The sequence below is a fragment of the Pseudomonas sp. OG7 genome, from assembly GCF_014192825.1.
In the GTDB taxonomy this organism is placed as follows: domain Bacteria; phylum Pseudomonadota; class Gammaproteobacteria; order Pseudomonadales; family Pseudomonadaceae; genus Aquipseudomonas; species Aquipseudomonas monteilii.
On record NZ_JACHYK010000008.1, the window covers coordinates 61,268 to 73,918 of the forward strand.

16 protein-coding genes, 2 tRNA genes and 2 pseudogenes are annotated in these 12,651 nt (G+C 59.7%); 12 read left to right on the forward strand and 8 right to left on the reverse strand.

Annotated elements, in window-relative coordinates:
- Positions 1-3: 3 nt before the first annotated feature.
- Positions 4-273, reverse strand: a complete 270-nt coding sequence (locus FHW75_RS19785) for a hypothetical protein (protein WP_183674391.1) — start codon at positions 271-273, stop codon at positions 4-6.
- 201 nt (positions 274-474) lie between these two features.
- Between FHW75_RS19785 and FHW75_RS19790 the strand changes: the two genes are divergently transcribed.
- Positions 475-559: transfer RNA gene (locus FHW75_RS19790), tRNA-Leu, on the forward strand.
- A 104-nt stretch (positions 560-663) separates the two neighbouring features.
- Positions 664-1,077, forward strand: a complete 414-nt coding sequence (locus FHW75_RS19795; protein ID WP_019096528.1) for a DoxX family protein — start codon at positions 664-666, stop codon at positions 1,075-1,077.
- 1 nt (position 1,078) lies between these two features.
- Here the strand turns inward: FHW75_RS19795 and FHW75_RS19800 are convergent, their stop codons facing one another.
- Positions 1,079-1,276, reverse strand: a complete 198-nt coding sequence (locus FHW75_RS19800) for a hypothetical protein (protein ID WP_016711430.1) — start codon at positions 1,274-1,276, stop codon at positions 1,079-1,081.
- A 383-nt stretch (positions 1,277-1,659) separates the two neighbouring features.
- Between FHW75_RS19800 and adhP the strand changes: the two genes are divergently transcribed.
- From adhP to FHW75_RS26860, 3 genes are all read left to right on the forward strand, one after another.
- Complete coding sequence (gene adhP, locus FHW75_RS19805; protein ID WP_019096527.1) at positions 1,660-2,670, forward strand: alcohol dehydrogenase AdhP; 1,011 nt, start codon at positions 1,660-1,662, stop codon at positions 2,668-2,670.
- 89 nt (positions 2,671-2,759) lie between these two features.
- Positions 2,760-2,966: a DUF6434 domain-containing protein gene (locus FHW75_RS19810; protein WP_019096526.1), complete on the forward strand. Its 207-nt coding sequence runs from the start codon at positions 2,760-2,762 to the stop codon at positions 2,964-2,966.
- 264 nt (positions 2,967-3,230) lie between these two features.
- Positions 3,231-3,467, forward strand: coding sequence for a hypothetical protein (locus FHW75_RS26860; protein WP_081717231.1), 237 nt, complete (start codon positions 3,231-3,233; stop codon positions 3,465-3,467).
- Positions 3,468-3,984: 517 nt separating this feature from the next.
- Here FHW75_RS26860 and FHW75_RS27250 read toward each other — a convergent pair.
- The gene (locus FHW75_RS27250; RefSeq protein WP_016711433.1) at positions 3,985-4,170 is read right to left on the reverse strand and encodes a hypothetical protein; all 186 of its coding nucleotides are present in this window, start codon (positions 4,168-4,170) and stop codon (positions 3,985-3,987) included.
- A 238-nt stretch (positions 4,171-4,408) separates the two neighbouring features.
- Between FHW75_RS27250 and FHW75_RS19815 the strand changes: the two are divergent.
- A pseudogene (locus FHW75_RS19815) lies at positions 4,409-4,525 on the forward strand (DUF159 family protein); the annotation flags it as partial.
- 45 nt (positions 4,526-4,570) lie between these two features.
- Positions 4,571-4,786 (forward strand): annotated as a pseudogene (locus FHW75_RS19820) (integrase); the annotation flags it as partial.
- Positions 4,787-4,883: 97 nt separating this feature from the next.
- Here FHW75_RS19820 and FHW75_RS19825 read toward each other — a convergent pair.
- Together FHW75_RS19825 and sohB are read right to left on the reverse strand one after the other, a co-directional pair.
- A tRNA-Cys gene (locus FHW75_RS19825) sits at positions 4,884-4,957 on the reverse strand.
- A 154-nt stretch (positions 4,958-5,111) separates the two neighbouring features.
- Complete coding sequence (gene sohB / locus FHW75_RS19830; RefSeq protein WP_019096524.1) at positions 5,112-6,131, reverse strand: protease SohB; 1,020 nt, start codon at positions 6,129-6,131, stop codon at positions 5,112-5,114.
- A gap of 197 nt (positions 6,132-6,328) precedes the next feature.
- On the opposite strand from sohB, the gene FHW75_RS19835 reads away from it, so the two are divergent.
- From FHW75_RS19835 to FHW75_RS19850, 4 genes are all read left to right on the forward strand, one after another.
- Positions 6,329-7,039, forward strand: a complete 711-nt coding sequence (locus FHW75_RS19835; RefSeq protein ID WP_025753703.1) for a histidine phosphatase family protein — start codon at positions 6,329-6,331, stop codon at positions 7,037-7,039.
- Between the two features lie 57 nt (positions 7,040-7,096).
- Positions 7,097-7,414 (forward strand): SCP2 sterol-binding domain-containing protein, encoded by a 318-nt coding sequence (locus FHW75_RS19840; RefSeq protein WP_016487959.1) that lies wholly within the window; start codon positions 7,097-7,099, stop codon positions 7,412-7,414.
- Between the two features lie 183 nt (positions 7,415-7,597).
- Positions 7,598-8,665, forward strand: coding sequence for a phosphotransferase family protein (locus FHW75_RS19845; RefSeq protein ID WP_025753702.1), 1,068 nt, complete (start codon positions 7,598-7,600; stop codon positions 8,663-8,665).
- A gap of 36 nt (positions 8,666-8,701) precedes the next feature.
- Entirely contained in the window at positions 8,702-9,469 is a 768-nt protein-coding gene (locus FHW75_RS19850) for an SDR family oxidoreductase (protein WP_016711440.1), read from the forward strand.
- Here the strand turns inward: FHW75_RS19850 and FHW75_RS19855 are convergent, their stop codons facing one another.
- Positions 9,470-10,291 carry a bifunctional 2-polyprenyl-6-hydroxyphenol methylase/3-demethylubiquinol 3-O-methyltransferase UbiG gene (locus FHW75_RS19855; RefSeq protein WP_027615022.1) on the reverse strand — a complete coding sequence of 274 codons (822 nt, stop codon included), beginning with the start codon at positions 10,289-10,291 and terminating at the stop codon, positions 9,470-9,472.
- 226 nt (positions 10,292-10,517) lie between these two features.
- Entirely contained in the window at positions 10,518-10,868 is a 351-nt protein-coding gene (locus tag FHW75_RS19860; RefSeq protein WP_027615023.1) for a hypothetical protein, read from the reverse strand.
- A gap of 114 nt (positions 10,869-10,982) precedes the next feature.
- Between FHW75_RS19860 and FHW75_RS19865 the strand changes: the two genes are divergently transcribed.
- Positions 10,983-11,273 (forward strand): RcnB family protein, encoded by a 291-nt coding sequence (locus tag FHW75_RS19865; RefSeq protein WP_019098348.1) that lies wholly within the window; start codon positions 10,983-10,985, stop codon positions 11,271-11,273.
- Between the two features lies 1 nt (position 11,274).
- Here the strand turns inward: FHW75_RS19865 and FHW75_RS19870 are convergent, their stop codons facing one another.
- A complete protein-coding gene (locus FHW75_RS19870; RefSeq protein WP_183674472.1) occupies positions 11,275-12,435 on the reverse strand; it encodes a GGDEF domain-containing protein in 1,161 nt (386 codons plus the stop codon).
- Between the last annotated feature and the right edge of the window lie 216 nt (positions 12,436-12,651).

The following is a 12,651-nucleotide window of genomic DNA, read 5'->3' on the forward strand; positions in this document are numbered from 1 at the left end:
GGGTCACCGTTCAGGCTCGACCAGTATCGGGCTGATGCGTCGCGGCATGGCGACTTTCAGCAGCCACAGGCCAGCCAGCATGATAATCCCGCCACCTGCCAGGGCCATCAGCCGCTGCGGATGTTCGGCATCGAACCCCAACATCAGCAGGTAAACACCCAGGCTGACCAGGCTGAGGTAGAGAAAAGCGCCCAACACGATCACCTGCGCAAACAGCAGCCGCCAGAACAGCCGTGGGCGCACGACACGCTCGCAACCGTCAGACTGAGTCATCGCCGCATACTCTTGGATCCAATAAAAGGGCAACAGTGGCGTAATGACAGCAAGGTGTCAATTACCCGTTCGCTCGACCCTTCACTCTGTTGATCATAGGTGCTGCAGTTGACTCAACTATAACAATGGGTTATAAAGCGCGCTTGATTGCGAAGCCCTTCTGCTTAGAAGCGAGCTGGTCGTTACGACCCCTTCAAGCGTGCGAGTGTGGTGGAATTGGTATACACAGCAGACTTAAAATCTGTCGGCGTGAGCCTTGCGGGTTCGAGTCCCGCCACTCGCACCAAACTTCGTTGAAAAGGCGCCCTTGCGGCGCCTTTTTGCTGCCTGCCGGCAATGTCCCGCGCAGCTGCTAGAGTGGAACTTGTACTCGTCCACTGGAACGCCGCCATGCGCTACTCCCTGTTCGATGGCCAACGCGACATCATTATCCTGATAGCCCGCGTGCTGCTGATGATCCTGTTCGTCTTGTCTGGCTGGGCCAAGCTGACCGGCTTTGACGGCACGGTCGGCTACATGACCTCGCTGGGTGCCCCTGCCCCCATGCTGGCGGCAGCGATTGCCGTGCTCATGGAGTTCGTGGTCGGCATCCTGCTGATCCTGGGCTTCTATACCCGGCCACTGGCGTTCCTGTTCGCACTGTTCGTGCTGGGCACGGCGCTGTTGGGCCACCCGTTCTGGAACATGGTCGACCCCGAGCGCAGTGCCAACATGACCCAGTTCCTGAAAAACCTCGCCATCATGGGCGGCCTGCTAATGCTGGCCGTGAGCGGCCCAGGCCGCTTCTCGGTGGACGGCCGCTAGGTCAGTCGTCTTCGCAATCGTCGAACCAGGCTGGGTGATCCCGCTCCTCGTCATCGAGGTCATCCAGCGTTTCCTCGTCTTCTTCCACTTCATCCTCGGCGCCTTGGGCATCTGCCTCGTGCTCCACGTCGTCGTAGAGAAACTCATGGTCGAGCAGGTGATCGTGCTCGGGTTCGTGCAGGTCGTCTTCGTCGTGCATGCTGGCTCCTGGCGTGATGGCAGGCCTGTATAGGCTGATCAGGTTCCAAGGTCAATGCGTTGCCACTTAATCCTGGGTTAACCAGCCGGGCGCAACCTGCAGGCTCTCCCTTCAAACGTCTTTTGCCCGCCGCTCATGGCGGGCTTTTTTATGCTGTTACCCACATGACACCCTCATGACCTGCACTTCACGAAATACTGACAAACGGATGGGCACACTGACCCTGCTCCGTACGTTCTTGCAGCCCGCCGCATCATTGCCGCGGGCTTTTCTTTTTATGGCGCTAACGCACTCCATGACCTGAAGCAGTTTTGCCTGGCGACGCAAGGGCTATGCTAACCCAGCGATAACCCAAGCTCACTCGGATAGACACGGAGGCTCATATGAAAGCTGCTGTTGTTGCGCCAGGCCGTCGCGTGGATGTAGTTGAGAAAACCCTGCGCCCCCTCGAACACGGTGAAGCGCTGCTGAAGATGCAATGCTGCGGTGTGTGCCACACCGACCTGCATGTAAAAAATGGCGACTTCGGTGACAAGACCGGCGTCGTGCTGGGCCACGAAGGCATCGGCGTGGTCCAAGAAGTCGGGCCGGGCGTTACCTCGCTCAAGCCGGGCGACCGCGCCAGCGTGGCATGGTTTTATCAGGGGTGCGGGCATTGCGACTATTGCACCAGCGGCAACGAAACCCTGTGCCGCGAAGTGAAGAATTCCGGGTACACCGTAGACGGCGGCATGGCAGAAGCCTGCATCGTCAAAGCCGACTATTCGGTCAAAGTACCTGACGGCCTCGACTCCGCCGCCGCCAGCAGCGTTACCTGCGCCGGCGTGACCACCTACAAGGCGGTAAAAATCTCCAACATCCGCCCAGGCCAATGGATCGCCATCTACGGCCTCGGCGGCCTGGGCAACCTGGCGCTGCAATACGCCAAGAACGTGTTCAACGCCAAAGTGATCGCCATTGACGTCAATGAAGAGCAACTGCGCTTCGCCAGCGAAATGGGCGCCGACCTGGTTATCAACTCGCGCACCGAAGACGCCGCGAAGGTCATCCAGGCCAAGACCGGGGGCGCCCATGCTGCTGTGGTTACCGCCGTTGCCAAAGCCGCCTTCAACTCGGCCGTGGACGCGCTACGCGCAGGCGGCCGCCTGGTTGCCGTGGGGCTTCCGTCAGAGTCCATGGACCTGAATATCCCCCGCCTGGTGCTGGACGGGATCGAAGTGGTTGGCTCGTTGGTCGGCACACGGCAAGACCTGCAAGAGGCCTTCCAGTTCGCCGCTGAAGGCAAAGTAGTGCCCAAGGTAACCCTGCGGCCGATCGAGGACATCAACCAGATCTTCGACGAGATGCTGGAAGGCAAGATCAAAGGCCGCATGGTGATCCAGTTCGAAGGTTGATAGCCTGAAGGCCGATCATTTCGAACGACCAAAAGCCCGTGGATGATCATTCACGGGCTTTTGCCCTTTTCATAGTCAAGGAACAGACCATGAGCTTCGACTGGCACGCTGGGCCGATTACCCGCACCACGCCCTTGGACAAGCACTACCGCAACACGCAGAAGGTGCGTCAGTTTCTACTCGGCGAGTGTGGCCAGGCATTCAAGTTCGACGGAGCCTTCATGGCGTGGATCAAGAGCGGCACGCCGTCCACTATGGGAGACGTCGCGGATGAATGGTTACGGATGCATCGCTGACTTTCATTGGCGGGCACCTGCGTTGCAGCTGCTTTCTCCAACATCTTGTCCAACGCTTCAACCATGCTGGAATAATCCATTTCCTGACGACCTCGCTGGTGGAATGGGCTTGAGCTCAACCTTAGCTTGTGAACATTTCAATACGTGGTGAGGGAACCGGAGCGTCTTTACCGCCCTCCCTTCTGATGACCCACGTATGGGTGGTGCGGTTCAAAATAAGTGCTCAAGATGCAGCATCGAGCCTGTACACACGAGGAGATGGGCATGTCGATTCGAAGCTTGGCCAAGCATCTACCGCCAGATCCTTCCAGAGCGGGCTGGGTTCTGGGATGGGGCGTTCTGAGAGACAGGCATCCATGGCATTTTGTCGACGTCTATGCCGATCAGAAGACGGCCGAAGCAGAGGCAAAGCGCCGAGGGGAAGGTTACGTCGTGGAGTTCGGCTCGCATCGCCTGGGGTCGCGTGATTTTGTCTGTGGCGTAACCTTGCCTGAAGGCTAGAACGGATGCGCAAGGCTGCGGTTCCACCGTGTTTTTTTGATTGAGGTGGCCGAAGTATTGGGAAACTCTAGTGTTGCGAATAGAGTCGCGCGACCCAAACGAAGGCCTACCGATGAACGAACGTTACTCACACCTTGATGGGCTGCGTGGATTAGCGGCGCTAGGTGTAGTTTTCTGCCACTTCGTACAACTCTATCTGCCTGCTGCTTTTCTCCGAACGGCACCGCGTCAGGATCGTACGCTCAATCCAACTCACTCATACGCCTGTCGCCTGGTTTTCAACTGTGACAAGGAGGGTAAACCGTCAGTAAGCCTCTGGCGTAGCGCTCGGAGCATTGCGAAAGAAAAATGGATGAGCCACGAATCATCCTTCAATCGAAACATACTACCCCGGTAAAAAGCTACTTCCGTCTCGCTGACTCCAATCCATCCAGAAATATCTAAATCACTTGGCGCATCAAACATACTTGAGCCCTCGCGTTCGCAATGAAGCAACCAAGTAGTGCACTTTGACGCGCTATCGCTTGTGGATGGACTTGGCCGTTTGAGGGTTGGTCCAAACAGATTTCGGCTTGCTAGCTAGCACCCCGCTGACTCCTGCAGGAACGCTTTCAATTTGGCCTCCCAGCTTGACGAACAATTGAGTCTGTTCATTCAAGCGCTCATGGGCACGCTGCGTCTCGGGGGATATGGCCTGGAGCATAAAAGCAACCTCATAGTGAGCAGCCGCAAAACACGGCTACGCAGTCACTATACAGGCTATTGACAGATTCCGTATGAATAAGAGCCAGATACTGAAAATTACCAGCCTATTCAACGCAAAACTCGGCAGGTTCTTTCGAAAACCCCGCATACCTAACCAGCCGCCGCCGCTGACAAGCTGCATGAGCCTGGTCTTCGCTAGCGTCAGTTCCAGTACTGCAGCAGTAGCGTGAGAATCGCCGAGCGAGCATGCAGAGCAACTGGTGCTCAACTTGAGCGAACCGGGCGACGCCTTTGAATGGTACCGGGTGAGCGCCGCCGTAGGGAATGTAAGCAACCAAGGTGCCGAGCTTATCTCCTTAGCGGTGCGCCACAGTCCTGGGCTTGGTGGTACTCACGCAGCCCGAGAGGATGCCAGAGTGAAGGCCGAGGTCGAGAACAAGCCGGATCTGGCCAACCGTATCGCCCAGTTCCAGTTCCGCGACATCAGACCGAAGGCAGCATCCGAGATCAACGACCTGAGCGCTGCAAGCCTGCTGCTGGATCACTCAAAAGAGGGGATCGCCGAGCGCGTTTATCGTCGCGTTGGCGCCATCGCCAAGCTCTCCAAAGGCTGAGTTTTTGAAACTCCATGCCAAAAGTTTCGGAACTCTTGGCTTTTTTGACCCATAAAGAAAAACCCCGCAGACGTTAGTCTGCGGGGCTTTCGAATGGTGGAGGCCGAGGTCGGAATCGAACCGGCGTAGACGGATTTGCAATCCGGAGCATAACCACTTTGCTACTCGGCCTCAAAGGTCGGATCTAGCTGCTTGCGCTTTGCTATCTCCTTGAAACGCTGAACCTTTTTCAAAGTTTGCTGCGTTTCGATGGGCGCCATTATGTCTTCATTCCTTTAACCTTGCAACCCCCTGAACGAAAAAAAATTTCAACGGGTTCAAGGTGTTAGCGCAGACGCCCGAGTTTACTCCACAAACCTACCACCGTGTTCTCCACCGTGCCGCTGGCCGCCATGCCGATGCGTTCCTGCAGGCTCTTGCGTTCGGCATAGTGCAGGTGGAACAGGTTGGCATTGCGCGCACGCTCGCTGAGGTATTCGTCGCTGGTCTGCAGTTCGTCCACCAGCTTTCGGTTGAGTGCCGCAACCCCGAGCCAGACTTCGCCGGTGGCCACTTCGTCAATGTGCAACTGTGGACGGTAGCGTGCAACGAAGTCCTTGAACAGCTGGTGGGTGATGTCCAGGTCTTCCTGGAACTTCTCCCGGCCCTTCTCGGTGTTTTCGCCAAACACGGTGAGGGTACGTTTGTACTCGCCAGCAGTCAGCACTTCGAAGTCGATGTCATGCTTCTTCAACAGGCGGTTGACGTTAGGCAGCTGCGCCACCACGCCGATCGAACCCAGCACGGCGAACGGCGCACTGACGATCTTCTCGCCGATGCAGGCCATCATGTAACCACCGCTGGCGGCCACCTTGTCGATGCACACGGTCAGCGGGATGCCAGCCTGACGAATGCGCGCCAGCTGCGAAGCTGCCAGGCCGTAGCTGTGCACCAGGCCACCGCCACTCTCCAGGCGCAGCACCACTTCGTCACGCGGTGTGGCGAGGGTCAGTAGCGCGGTGATTTCGTTACGCAGGCTTTCAGTGGCCGAGGCCTTGATGTCGCCATCGAAATCCAGCACGAAGACCCGGCCCTTTTCCTCGGCCTTGCCCTTCTTCTGCCGTTTTTCCGCCTTGGCCTGCTGTTTGCGCAAGGCCTTGAGCTGGGCCTTGTCCAGCAGGCCGGACTCCAGGCGCTCGCGCAGGTCCTTGTAGAACTCGTTCAGGCGGGTGACCTGTAATTGCCCCCCCGATTTGCGCCGCCCCTTGCCGCGCAGCCCGGCGATGGCTGACAGCACCACCAGGATGGCGATGACCAGGGTGGCGGTTTTGGCGAGAAAGCTTGCGTATTCGGCAAGAAACTCCACGTTGACTCCTTAAATACCTGCGCCACGGCGGCGCGTAACTGTTGCAAGCATACCGTTGCACCCGAGGTGCTGCCAGCCGGTGCAAACGCTGGCAACATCTTTCAAACAACCTTTTCAAACGCTTGTATGTTTTTTCGTTGACAGCCCGTGTGGCGCATCCTAACCTCGCAGCAACCTCCAACAGGCCGGAACCTTTCGTGGGCAACCTCTACCTGATCCGACATGGCCAAGCCTCCTTCGGTGCCGATGACTACGACGTTCTCTCCCCCGTGGGCGTGCGCCAGAGCCAGGCCCTGGGTGAGCACCTTGCCCAACTGGGTGTGCGGCTGCACCGCTGCGTGGCAGGCGACCTGCGCCGTCAGCAGGATACCGCGCGCCTTGCCCTGGAGGCTTTGCAGGCCAACGGCTGCCCGGTGCCGGCGGTTGAGACCGACGCGGCGTTCAATGAGTTCGATGCCGACGGCGTCATCCGTGCCCTGTTGCCCGAGCTGCTGCCGCAAGAGCCAAACGCCCTGCACATCCTGCGCAATGCTGCGCAGCACCGCAGCGAGTTCCAGCGCCTGTTCGCCTTGATGGTGCAGCGCTGGCACGACGGGGAGCATGCCGACGACGGCCTGGAAACCTGGCAAGCTTTTACTGCCCGCGTACAGGGTGGGCTGCAACGCGTACTGGATACCGCCGGCAGCGGCGACAATATCGCCATTTTCACCTCGGGCGGCACCATTGCCGCCCTGCTCCACCTGGTTACCCGTATCACCCCCAGCCAGGCGTTCGCGCTGAACTGGCAGATCATCAACACGTCGCTCAGCCAGCTGAAGTTCCGCGGCCGCGACGTGGCACTGGCTTCCTTCAACAGCCAAGCCCATGTGCAGCTGTTGAGGGCGCCGGAGTTTGTCACCTATCGATAAGCCCGGCTTTGTTGTGTCCCTGCGGGGACGTGTAAATCACTCTATAAGGAATGCGCCATGACCTCCGTAGCTGATGCCGTCAAAAAGATGCAAGAGAAGTTCAACCCATCCGCTGCCGCCGGCCTGGACCTGGTGTTCGGCTTCAACATCACCGACGAAGGCAAGCAGTACGCGCTGATCGTCAAAGACGGCACCTGCGACCTGCAGGAAGGCGAAAACCCGGATGCCAACTGCACCCTGGTAATGGACAGCGAAACCCTGAAGGGTATCGTCAGTGGCGAAACCGACGGCATGCAGGCCTTCATGGGCGGCAAGCTGCGCGTTGAAGGCGACATGATGCTGTCGATGAAACTCAGCGAGCTGTTCCCGTCCTGAGGGCTGGGGATTCCGGATGATCGAAAACCGAAGCCCTCGCGGCTTCGGTTTTTTTTGCCCGGCATTCGGTGCAGTGATCCACCGGCAACACCCGCACCTATATGGCACCTGGCACGCTTGTTCCAGCCCGGGCAGGCCATTAGATTAGCCAATAGTCCTTGCGATCGAGAATAAGGAAAACGCATGACGCTCACCGACCAGTCCACCCAGGTACGCCCCGGCGAAGAACTCGACGCGGCCGTCATCGCCCCTTACCTCAAGGCCAATATCCCCGGCCTGGATGGCCTGCCCAGCATCAGCCAGTTCCCGGGTGGCGCCTCCAACCTCACCTACCTGGTCAGCTACCCGGGCCGTGACTTCGTACTGCGCCGCCCACCGTTCGGGCAGAAAGCCAAGTCGGCCCACGACATGGGCCGCGAGTTCCGTATCCTGAACCAGCTGAACAAAGGCTTCCCCTACTGCCCCAAGGCCTATGTGCACTGCACCGACAGCAGCCTGATCGGCGGTGAGTTCTACGTGATGGAGCGGGTCAAGGGCATCATTCTGCGCTCGGATATCCCTGCCGAACTGAACCTGGACGCCAGCCGCACCGAGGCCCTGTGCAAAAGCTTCATCGACCGCCTGGTCGAGCTGCACCAGGTGGACTACAACGCCTGCGGCCTGGCCGACCTGGGCAAGCCGGAAGGCTATGTGCAACGCCAGATCGAGGGCTGGACCAGCCGCTACGAAAAAGCCCTTACCCCGGATGCCCCGCGCTGGGAACAGGTGATCGCCTGGTTGCACGACAAGATGCCCGCCGACCACCCGAAGCCCGGCATCGTGCACAACGATTACCGCTTCGACAACGTGATCCTCGACGCCGACAACCCCATGCGCATCATCGGGGTACTGGACTGGGAAATGGCCACCCTGGGTGACCCGCTGATGGACCTGGGCAACAGCCTGGCCTACTGGATCGAGGCCGACGACCCGGCCCCCGTGCAACTGATGCGCCGCCAGCCGAGCAATGCACCCGGCATGCTTACCCGTCGCCAGTTCGTCGATTACTACGCCAAGCGAGCGGGCATCCAGCTCGACAACTTCGATTACTACTATTGCTATGGCCTGTTCCGCCTGGCCGGCATCGTCCAGCAAATCTATTACCGCTATTTCCACGGCCAGACTCAGGACAAGCGCTTCGCCCAGTTCATCCACATGAACCGTTTGCTGGAGCAGATGACCCTCCAGGTCATTGCCAAGTCCAGGCTCTGAGCACCGACCACGACGACGGATAACAAGGAAAACAGCATGTCCAAGACCCACCTGTTCGACCTCGACGGCAAGATTGCCTTCGTTTCCGGTGCCAGCCGTGGCATTGGCGAGGCCATCGCCCACTTGCTGGCACAGCAAGGCGCCCATGTGATCGTTTCCAGCCGCAAGCTCGACGGTTGCCAGCAGGTGGCCGACGCCATCATCGCCGCCGGTGGCAAGGCCACGGCGGTGGCCTGCCACATCGGTGAACTGGAGCAGATCCAGCAGGTGTTCGCCGGCATTCGCGAGCAGTTCGGGCGACTGGACGTGCTGGTCAACAACGCGGCTACCAACCCGCAGTTCTGCAACGTGCTGGATACTGACCCGAACGCCTTCCAGAAGACCGTGGACGTGAACATACGCGGCTACTTCTTCATGTCGGTGGAAGCTGGCAAGCTGATGCGTGAGCACGGCGGTGGCAGCATCATCAACGTGGCGTCCATCAACGGGGTGTCGCCCGGCCACTTCCAGGGGATCTATTCGGTAACCAAGGCAGCGGTAATCAACATGACCAAGGTCTTCGCCAAGGAGTGCGCCCAGTTTGGCATTCGCTGCAACGCGCTGTTGCCGGGCCTGACCGACACCAAGTTCGCCTCGGCACTGGTGAAGAACGACGCCATCCTGAACGCCGCACTGCAGCAGATCCCGCTCAAGCGGGTGGCCGACCCAAAAGAAATGGCCGGCGCAGTGTTGTACCTGGCCAGCGATGCGTCCAGCTACACCACCGGCACGGCACTCAATGTAGACGGCGGCTACCTGTCCTGATCACGCTTTGATCGCCACCAAGGTGTAGCTCAAGGGCAGACGGGCGGGCTGCTCGCGCAAGCGATACTCACCGTCACTGCCCTTGACCATCTGCCCCGGCAGCGCCTGCCAGGGGATGCTCTGGTGCTCGACCAGTGCCGTCAGTTGCAGCCCATGCGCCAGCAAGGCAGTCACCACTTCGCCCAGGCCGTGGTTCCATTCATGGGTTTCGGTGTGGGCAAGGCGCTGTTCGGTTTCGACGTAAGTCTGGTCGTTGTGCCACACCGTCGGCGCTTCGTGCTCGAAATACGGGTATTCGAGCTGCAGGCGGTCATGGTGGTCCTCGTTGACGGCCATCAGCATCGGGTGCCCATCGCGCAGGAACAGCCGCCCGCGTGGTTTCAACAGTGCTGCCACTGTACGCGCCCACGGCTCGATGCGAGGCAACCAGCACAGTGCGCCGATACCGGTATAAACCAGGTCGAACGTGCCTGCCGGCAGCACCTTGTCGGCAGCATAGACGTCAGACTCGACGTACTCGATGGGCACCGCGCAACGTTTGGCCAGTGCACGCGCTTCGGCCAGCGAAGCTGCGGAATAGTCCAGGCCACAGACCTGGGCGCCAAGGCGCGCCAGCGAGAGCGTATCGGTACCGATGTGGCACTGCAGGTGAACAGCGTTCAGCCCTTTGATATCGCCTAGCAATGGCAGGTCGAAGCGGACGGTTTCGGAAAGGTGCCCGGGGCGCTGGACCAGAAGCTCGACTTCGTAGTCCTTGGAGGCAGCGTGTAGCGCAGCGCGTTCGTCCCAGCTGGCACGGTTGAGTTGCAGTGAGCGATCCATGGTGTCGTCCTTGAGTGGTAACGGCTGATGCTAGCCGTTACCACGTTCCCTGCGTCACCACTGCCTTGCTAAAAATTGTAAAGCCCCGCTCGCGCCTCTGGGGCCGCTCTGCAGCCCGTTGCCGGCAAGCCAGCTCCCCCAGGGACCGCACAATGCTGAAGGCTTGCGCAACACCTGTGGGAGCTGGCTTGCCGGCGATGAGGCCAAAACAGGCCACTCCAAGCGGTTACAAACAGGTAGCCGCTGCCGCCCGGCGCTGCAATGCCACGCCGTCATGCTTCTGCGCGTAATAGTCAACCCGCGCCCCACCCGCCTGCGGGTAAACATCCACGAACGCTTCGGCTTCGCGGGTATACACGGTAAACCCGCCCTGCTTGCGCGGCTCCAGATAGCCACTGGCATCGTCGCCGAACACCTTCTCTTCCTGCCAGCTGAACTGGATGCACTGGGCCACCAGTTCTGGCGCCTTGTGCGAATCGAGCTGCACCGTCGGCTTGCCGCCGCGGGCCGTCTCCATGGTCGCAGAAGCACAACCGACCAGCATCAGTGCTGCGGCCATCGGCAGAATCGCACGCATGTTCCATCCTCAGGGTAAAAAAGAAGGCGACTCTAGCACTGGCATGCATCGCGAGTGAATTGCCACACACCTGCCGCTGTCGCAGATAAGACACATAGCCAAGAGGAATACCCCATGAAACTGCACTATCTGCTGCTCGCGGCCCTACCCTGCCTACCCCTGGCGGCAAACGCCGCCCCTTCCAGCGAAGAAAGCGTCACCGCGCCGGAAACACACAATCGCGAACTCAAGGTGGGTGACAAGGCGCCGGACCAGTACAAACGAGACGATCAGGCCATCCAGGACTGGCAAGCCAAGGGCCTGCCCAAGCCCGAAAAAGAAAGCCACTGGGTACGCATGGGCGGGCACTTTGTACTGGTACAGATCACCAACGGCGTAGTGCTGGCAATCCAGCCGGCGTCGTGAGTCAACCCGCTTCGGCCATTGCCGCCAGATGCACCGTATTGCGCCCGGCGGCCTTGGCCTGGTAAAGCGCTGCGTCAGCCTGGGCCAACAGGCTGGCGGTACTGTCCTTGAGCCCAGGCACGCCGCACCACAAGCCAACGCTGAAGCGCAATTCGATCTGGTCACCGGCAAAACTCGCCGGGTTGCGCGCAATGGCCTCACGCAGCCCTTGCAGCGCAGCCATCGCCCCGTTGCGGTCAGTGCCCGGCAGCAGCAACAGGAACTCCTCACCACCATATCGGCCCAGGCAGTCACCTTGGCGCAGCCGCTGTTGCAACTGGCGCACGCAATGGCACAGCACCTCGTCACCTGCCAGGTGCCCGTACAGGTCGTTGATGCGCTTGAAATGGTCGATGTCGATCATCGCCACAGCCAGGCTGCCCTGCTGCTGGCGAGCCTGGTCCAGTTCCACGGCAAAGCGCTCAAGGATCGCCCTGCGGTTCAGCGTGCCGGTCAGCACATCGTGCAGGGCCAGGTGCTGCAAGCGGGATTCGCTGCGCTCCTTGGCCATCAACACCAGCCCGATCGAATACATCATTACCGTGGCGGTGCCAATCGCCACCGAAATGCTCTGCTTGAGGTTGCTGGTGTCATAGCGCAACTCCACCGCCGTGCCATTGGCCACCGCCACCCCACGCATGCCCAGGCCGACCAAGCTGATCAACGCACCGATCTGCAGCAGCAAGTGGGCCTTGCCCGGCCGCTCGGCATAGCGTCGCGCCCAGTACAGAATCATCGAACACTGCAGCATCAGCACCAGCGTTGCCAGCAGTATACGTGGCTCCACCGTATCGAGCAGCAGCATCAACCCCACCAGCATGCACGCCGGGATAATGAAGATTCTGCGCCAAGGCACCACCTGCTGACGCACCCGAAACAGGCTGGCTGTATAGAACGCCAAGGCCAGCGACAACAGGCTGTTGCCCAGGCCATAGCTGAGCCACAGCGGGGCCTGGGCGTAGGCGGTGTAGCAGACATAGGCCAGGGCATGCACCAGCAACCCACACCCCGTGAGTGAAAGGTTGTCACGGCGGTTACTGCGCCCGACCAGCAACAGGCAGAAGGCCAGAATGGTTGCAACCAAGGCAACGGCGGCGAACAACGTGGGGGTATGGGCGATCATCATGATTCACTGTGTGGCAAATTGCCGTCTTGCCTGCGGCTTACCCCACAGTCTAGAGGTGTATTACCGGCTCGACCATGACCGAATGGGACAGAACAGCAGCCCAGAAGCACGCCGCTCATCACTGGCGCGACAAATTTTTGCCTGCCAGGGAAACCAAATGGATCATTCCCAGTCTCAGCAAGTGCCCTGTAAACCATTGCGGATCAAGGACCT

Excerpts from the sequence above, each read along its gene's own strand:
- FHW75_RS19785 (WP_183674391.1), bottom strand. The coding sequence starts at position 273 with ATGACTCAGTCTGACGGTTGCGAGCGTGTCGTGCGCCCACGGCTGTTC.
- FHW75_RS19795 (WP_019096528.1), top strand. The coding sequence starts at position 664 with ATGCGCTACTCCCTGTTCGATGGCCAACGCGACATCATTATCCTGATA.
- FHW75_RS19800 (WP_016711430.1), bottom strand. The coding sequence starts at position 1,276 with ATGCACGACGAAGACGACCTGCACGAACCCGAGCACGATCACCTGCTC.
- adhP (WP_019096527.1), top strand. The coding sequence starts at position 1,660 with ATGAAAGCTGCTGTTGTTGCGCCAGGCCGTCGCGTGGATGTAGTTGAG.
- FHW75_RS19810 (WP_019096526.1), top strand. The coding sequence starts at position 2,760 with ATGAGCTTCGACTGGCACGCTGGGCCGATTACCCGCACCACGCCCTTG.
- FHW75_RS26860 (WP_081717231.1), top strand. The coding sequence starts at position 3,231 with ATGTCGATTCGAAGCTTGGCCAAGCATCTACCGCCAGATCCTTCCAGA.
- FHW75_RS27250 (WP_016711433.1), bottom strand. The coding sequence starts at position 4,170 with ATGCTCCAGGCCATATCCCCCGAGACGCAGCGTGCCCATGAGCGCTTG.
- FHW75_RS19840 (WP_016487959.1), top strand. The coding sequence starts at position 7,097 with ATGACCTCCGTAGCTGATGCCGTCAAAAAGATGCAAGAGAAGTTCAAC.
- FHW75_RS19845 (WP_025753702.1), top strand. The coding sequence starts at position 7,598 with ATGACGCTCACCGACCAGTCCACCCAGGTACGCCCCGGCGAAGAACTC.
- FHW75_RS19850 (WP_016711440.1), top strand. The coding sequence starts at position 8,702 with ATGTCCAAGACCCACCTGTTCGACCTCGACGGCAAGATTGCCTTCGTT.
- FHW75_RS19855 (WP_027615022.1), bottom strand. The coding sequence starts at position 10,291 with ATGGATCGCTCACTGCAACTCAACCGTGCCAGCTGGGACGAACGCGCT.
- FHW75_RS19860 (WP_027615023.1), bottom strand. The coding sequence starts at position 10,868 with ATGCGTGCGATTCTGCCGATGGCCGCAGCACTGATGCTGGTCGGTTGT.
- FHW75_RS19865 (WP_019098348.1), top strand. The coding sequence starts at position 10,983 with ATGAAACTGCACTATCTGCTGCTCGCGGCCCTACCCTGCCTACCCCTG.
- FHW75_RS19870 (WP_183674472.1), bottom strand. The coding sequence starts at position 12,435 with ATGATCGCCCATACCCCCACGTTGTTCGCCGCCGTTGCCTTGGTTGCA.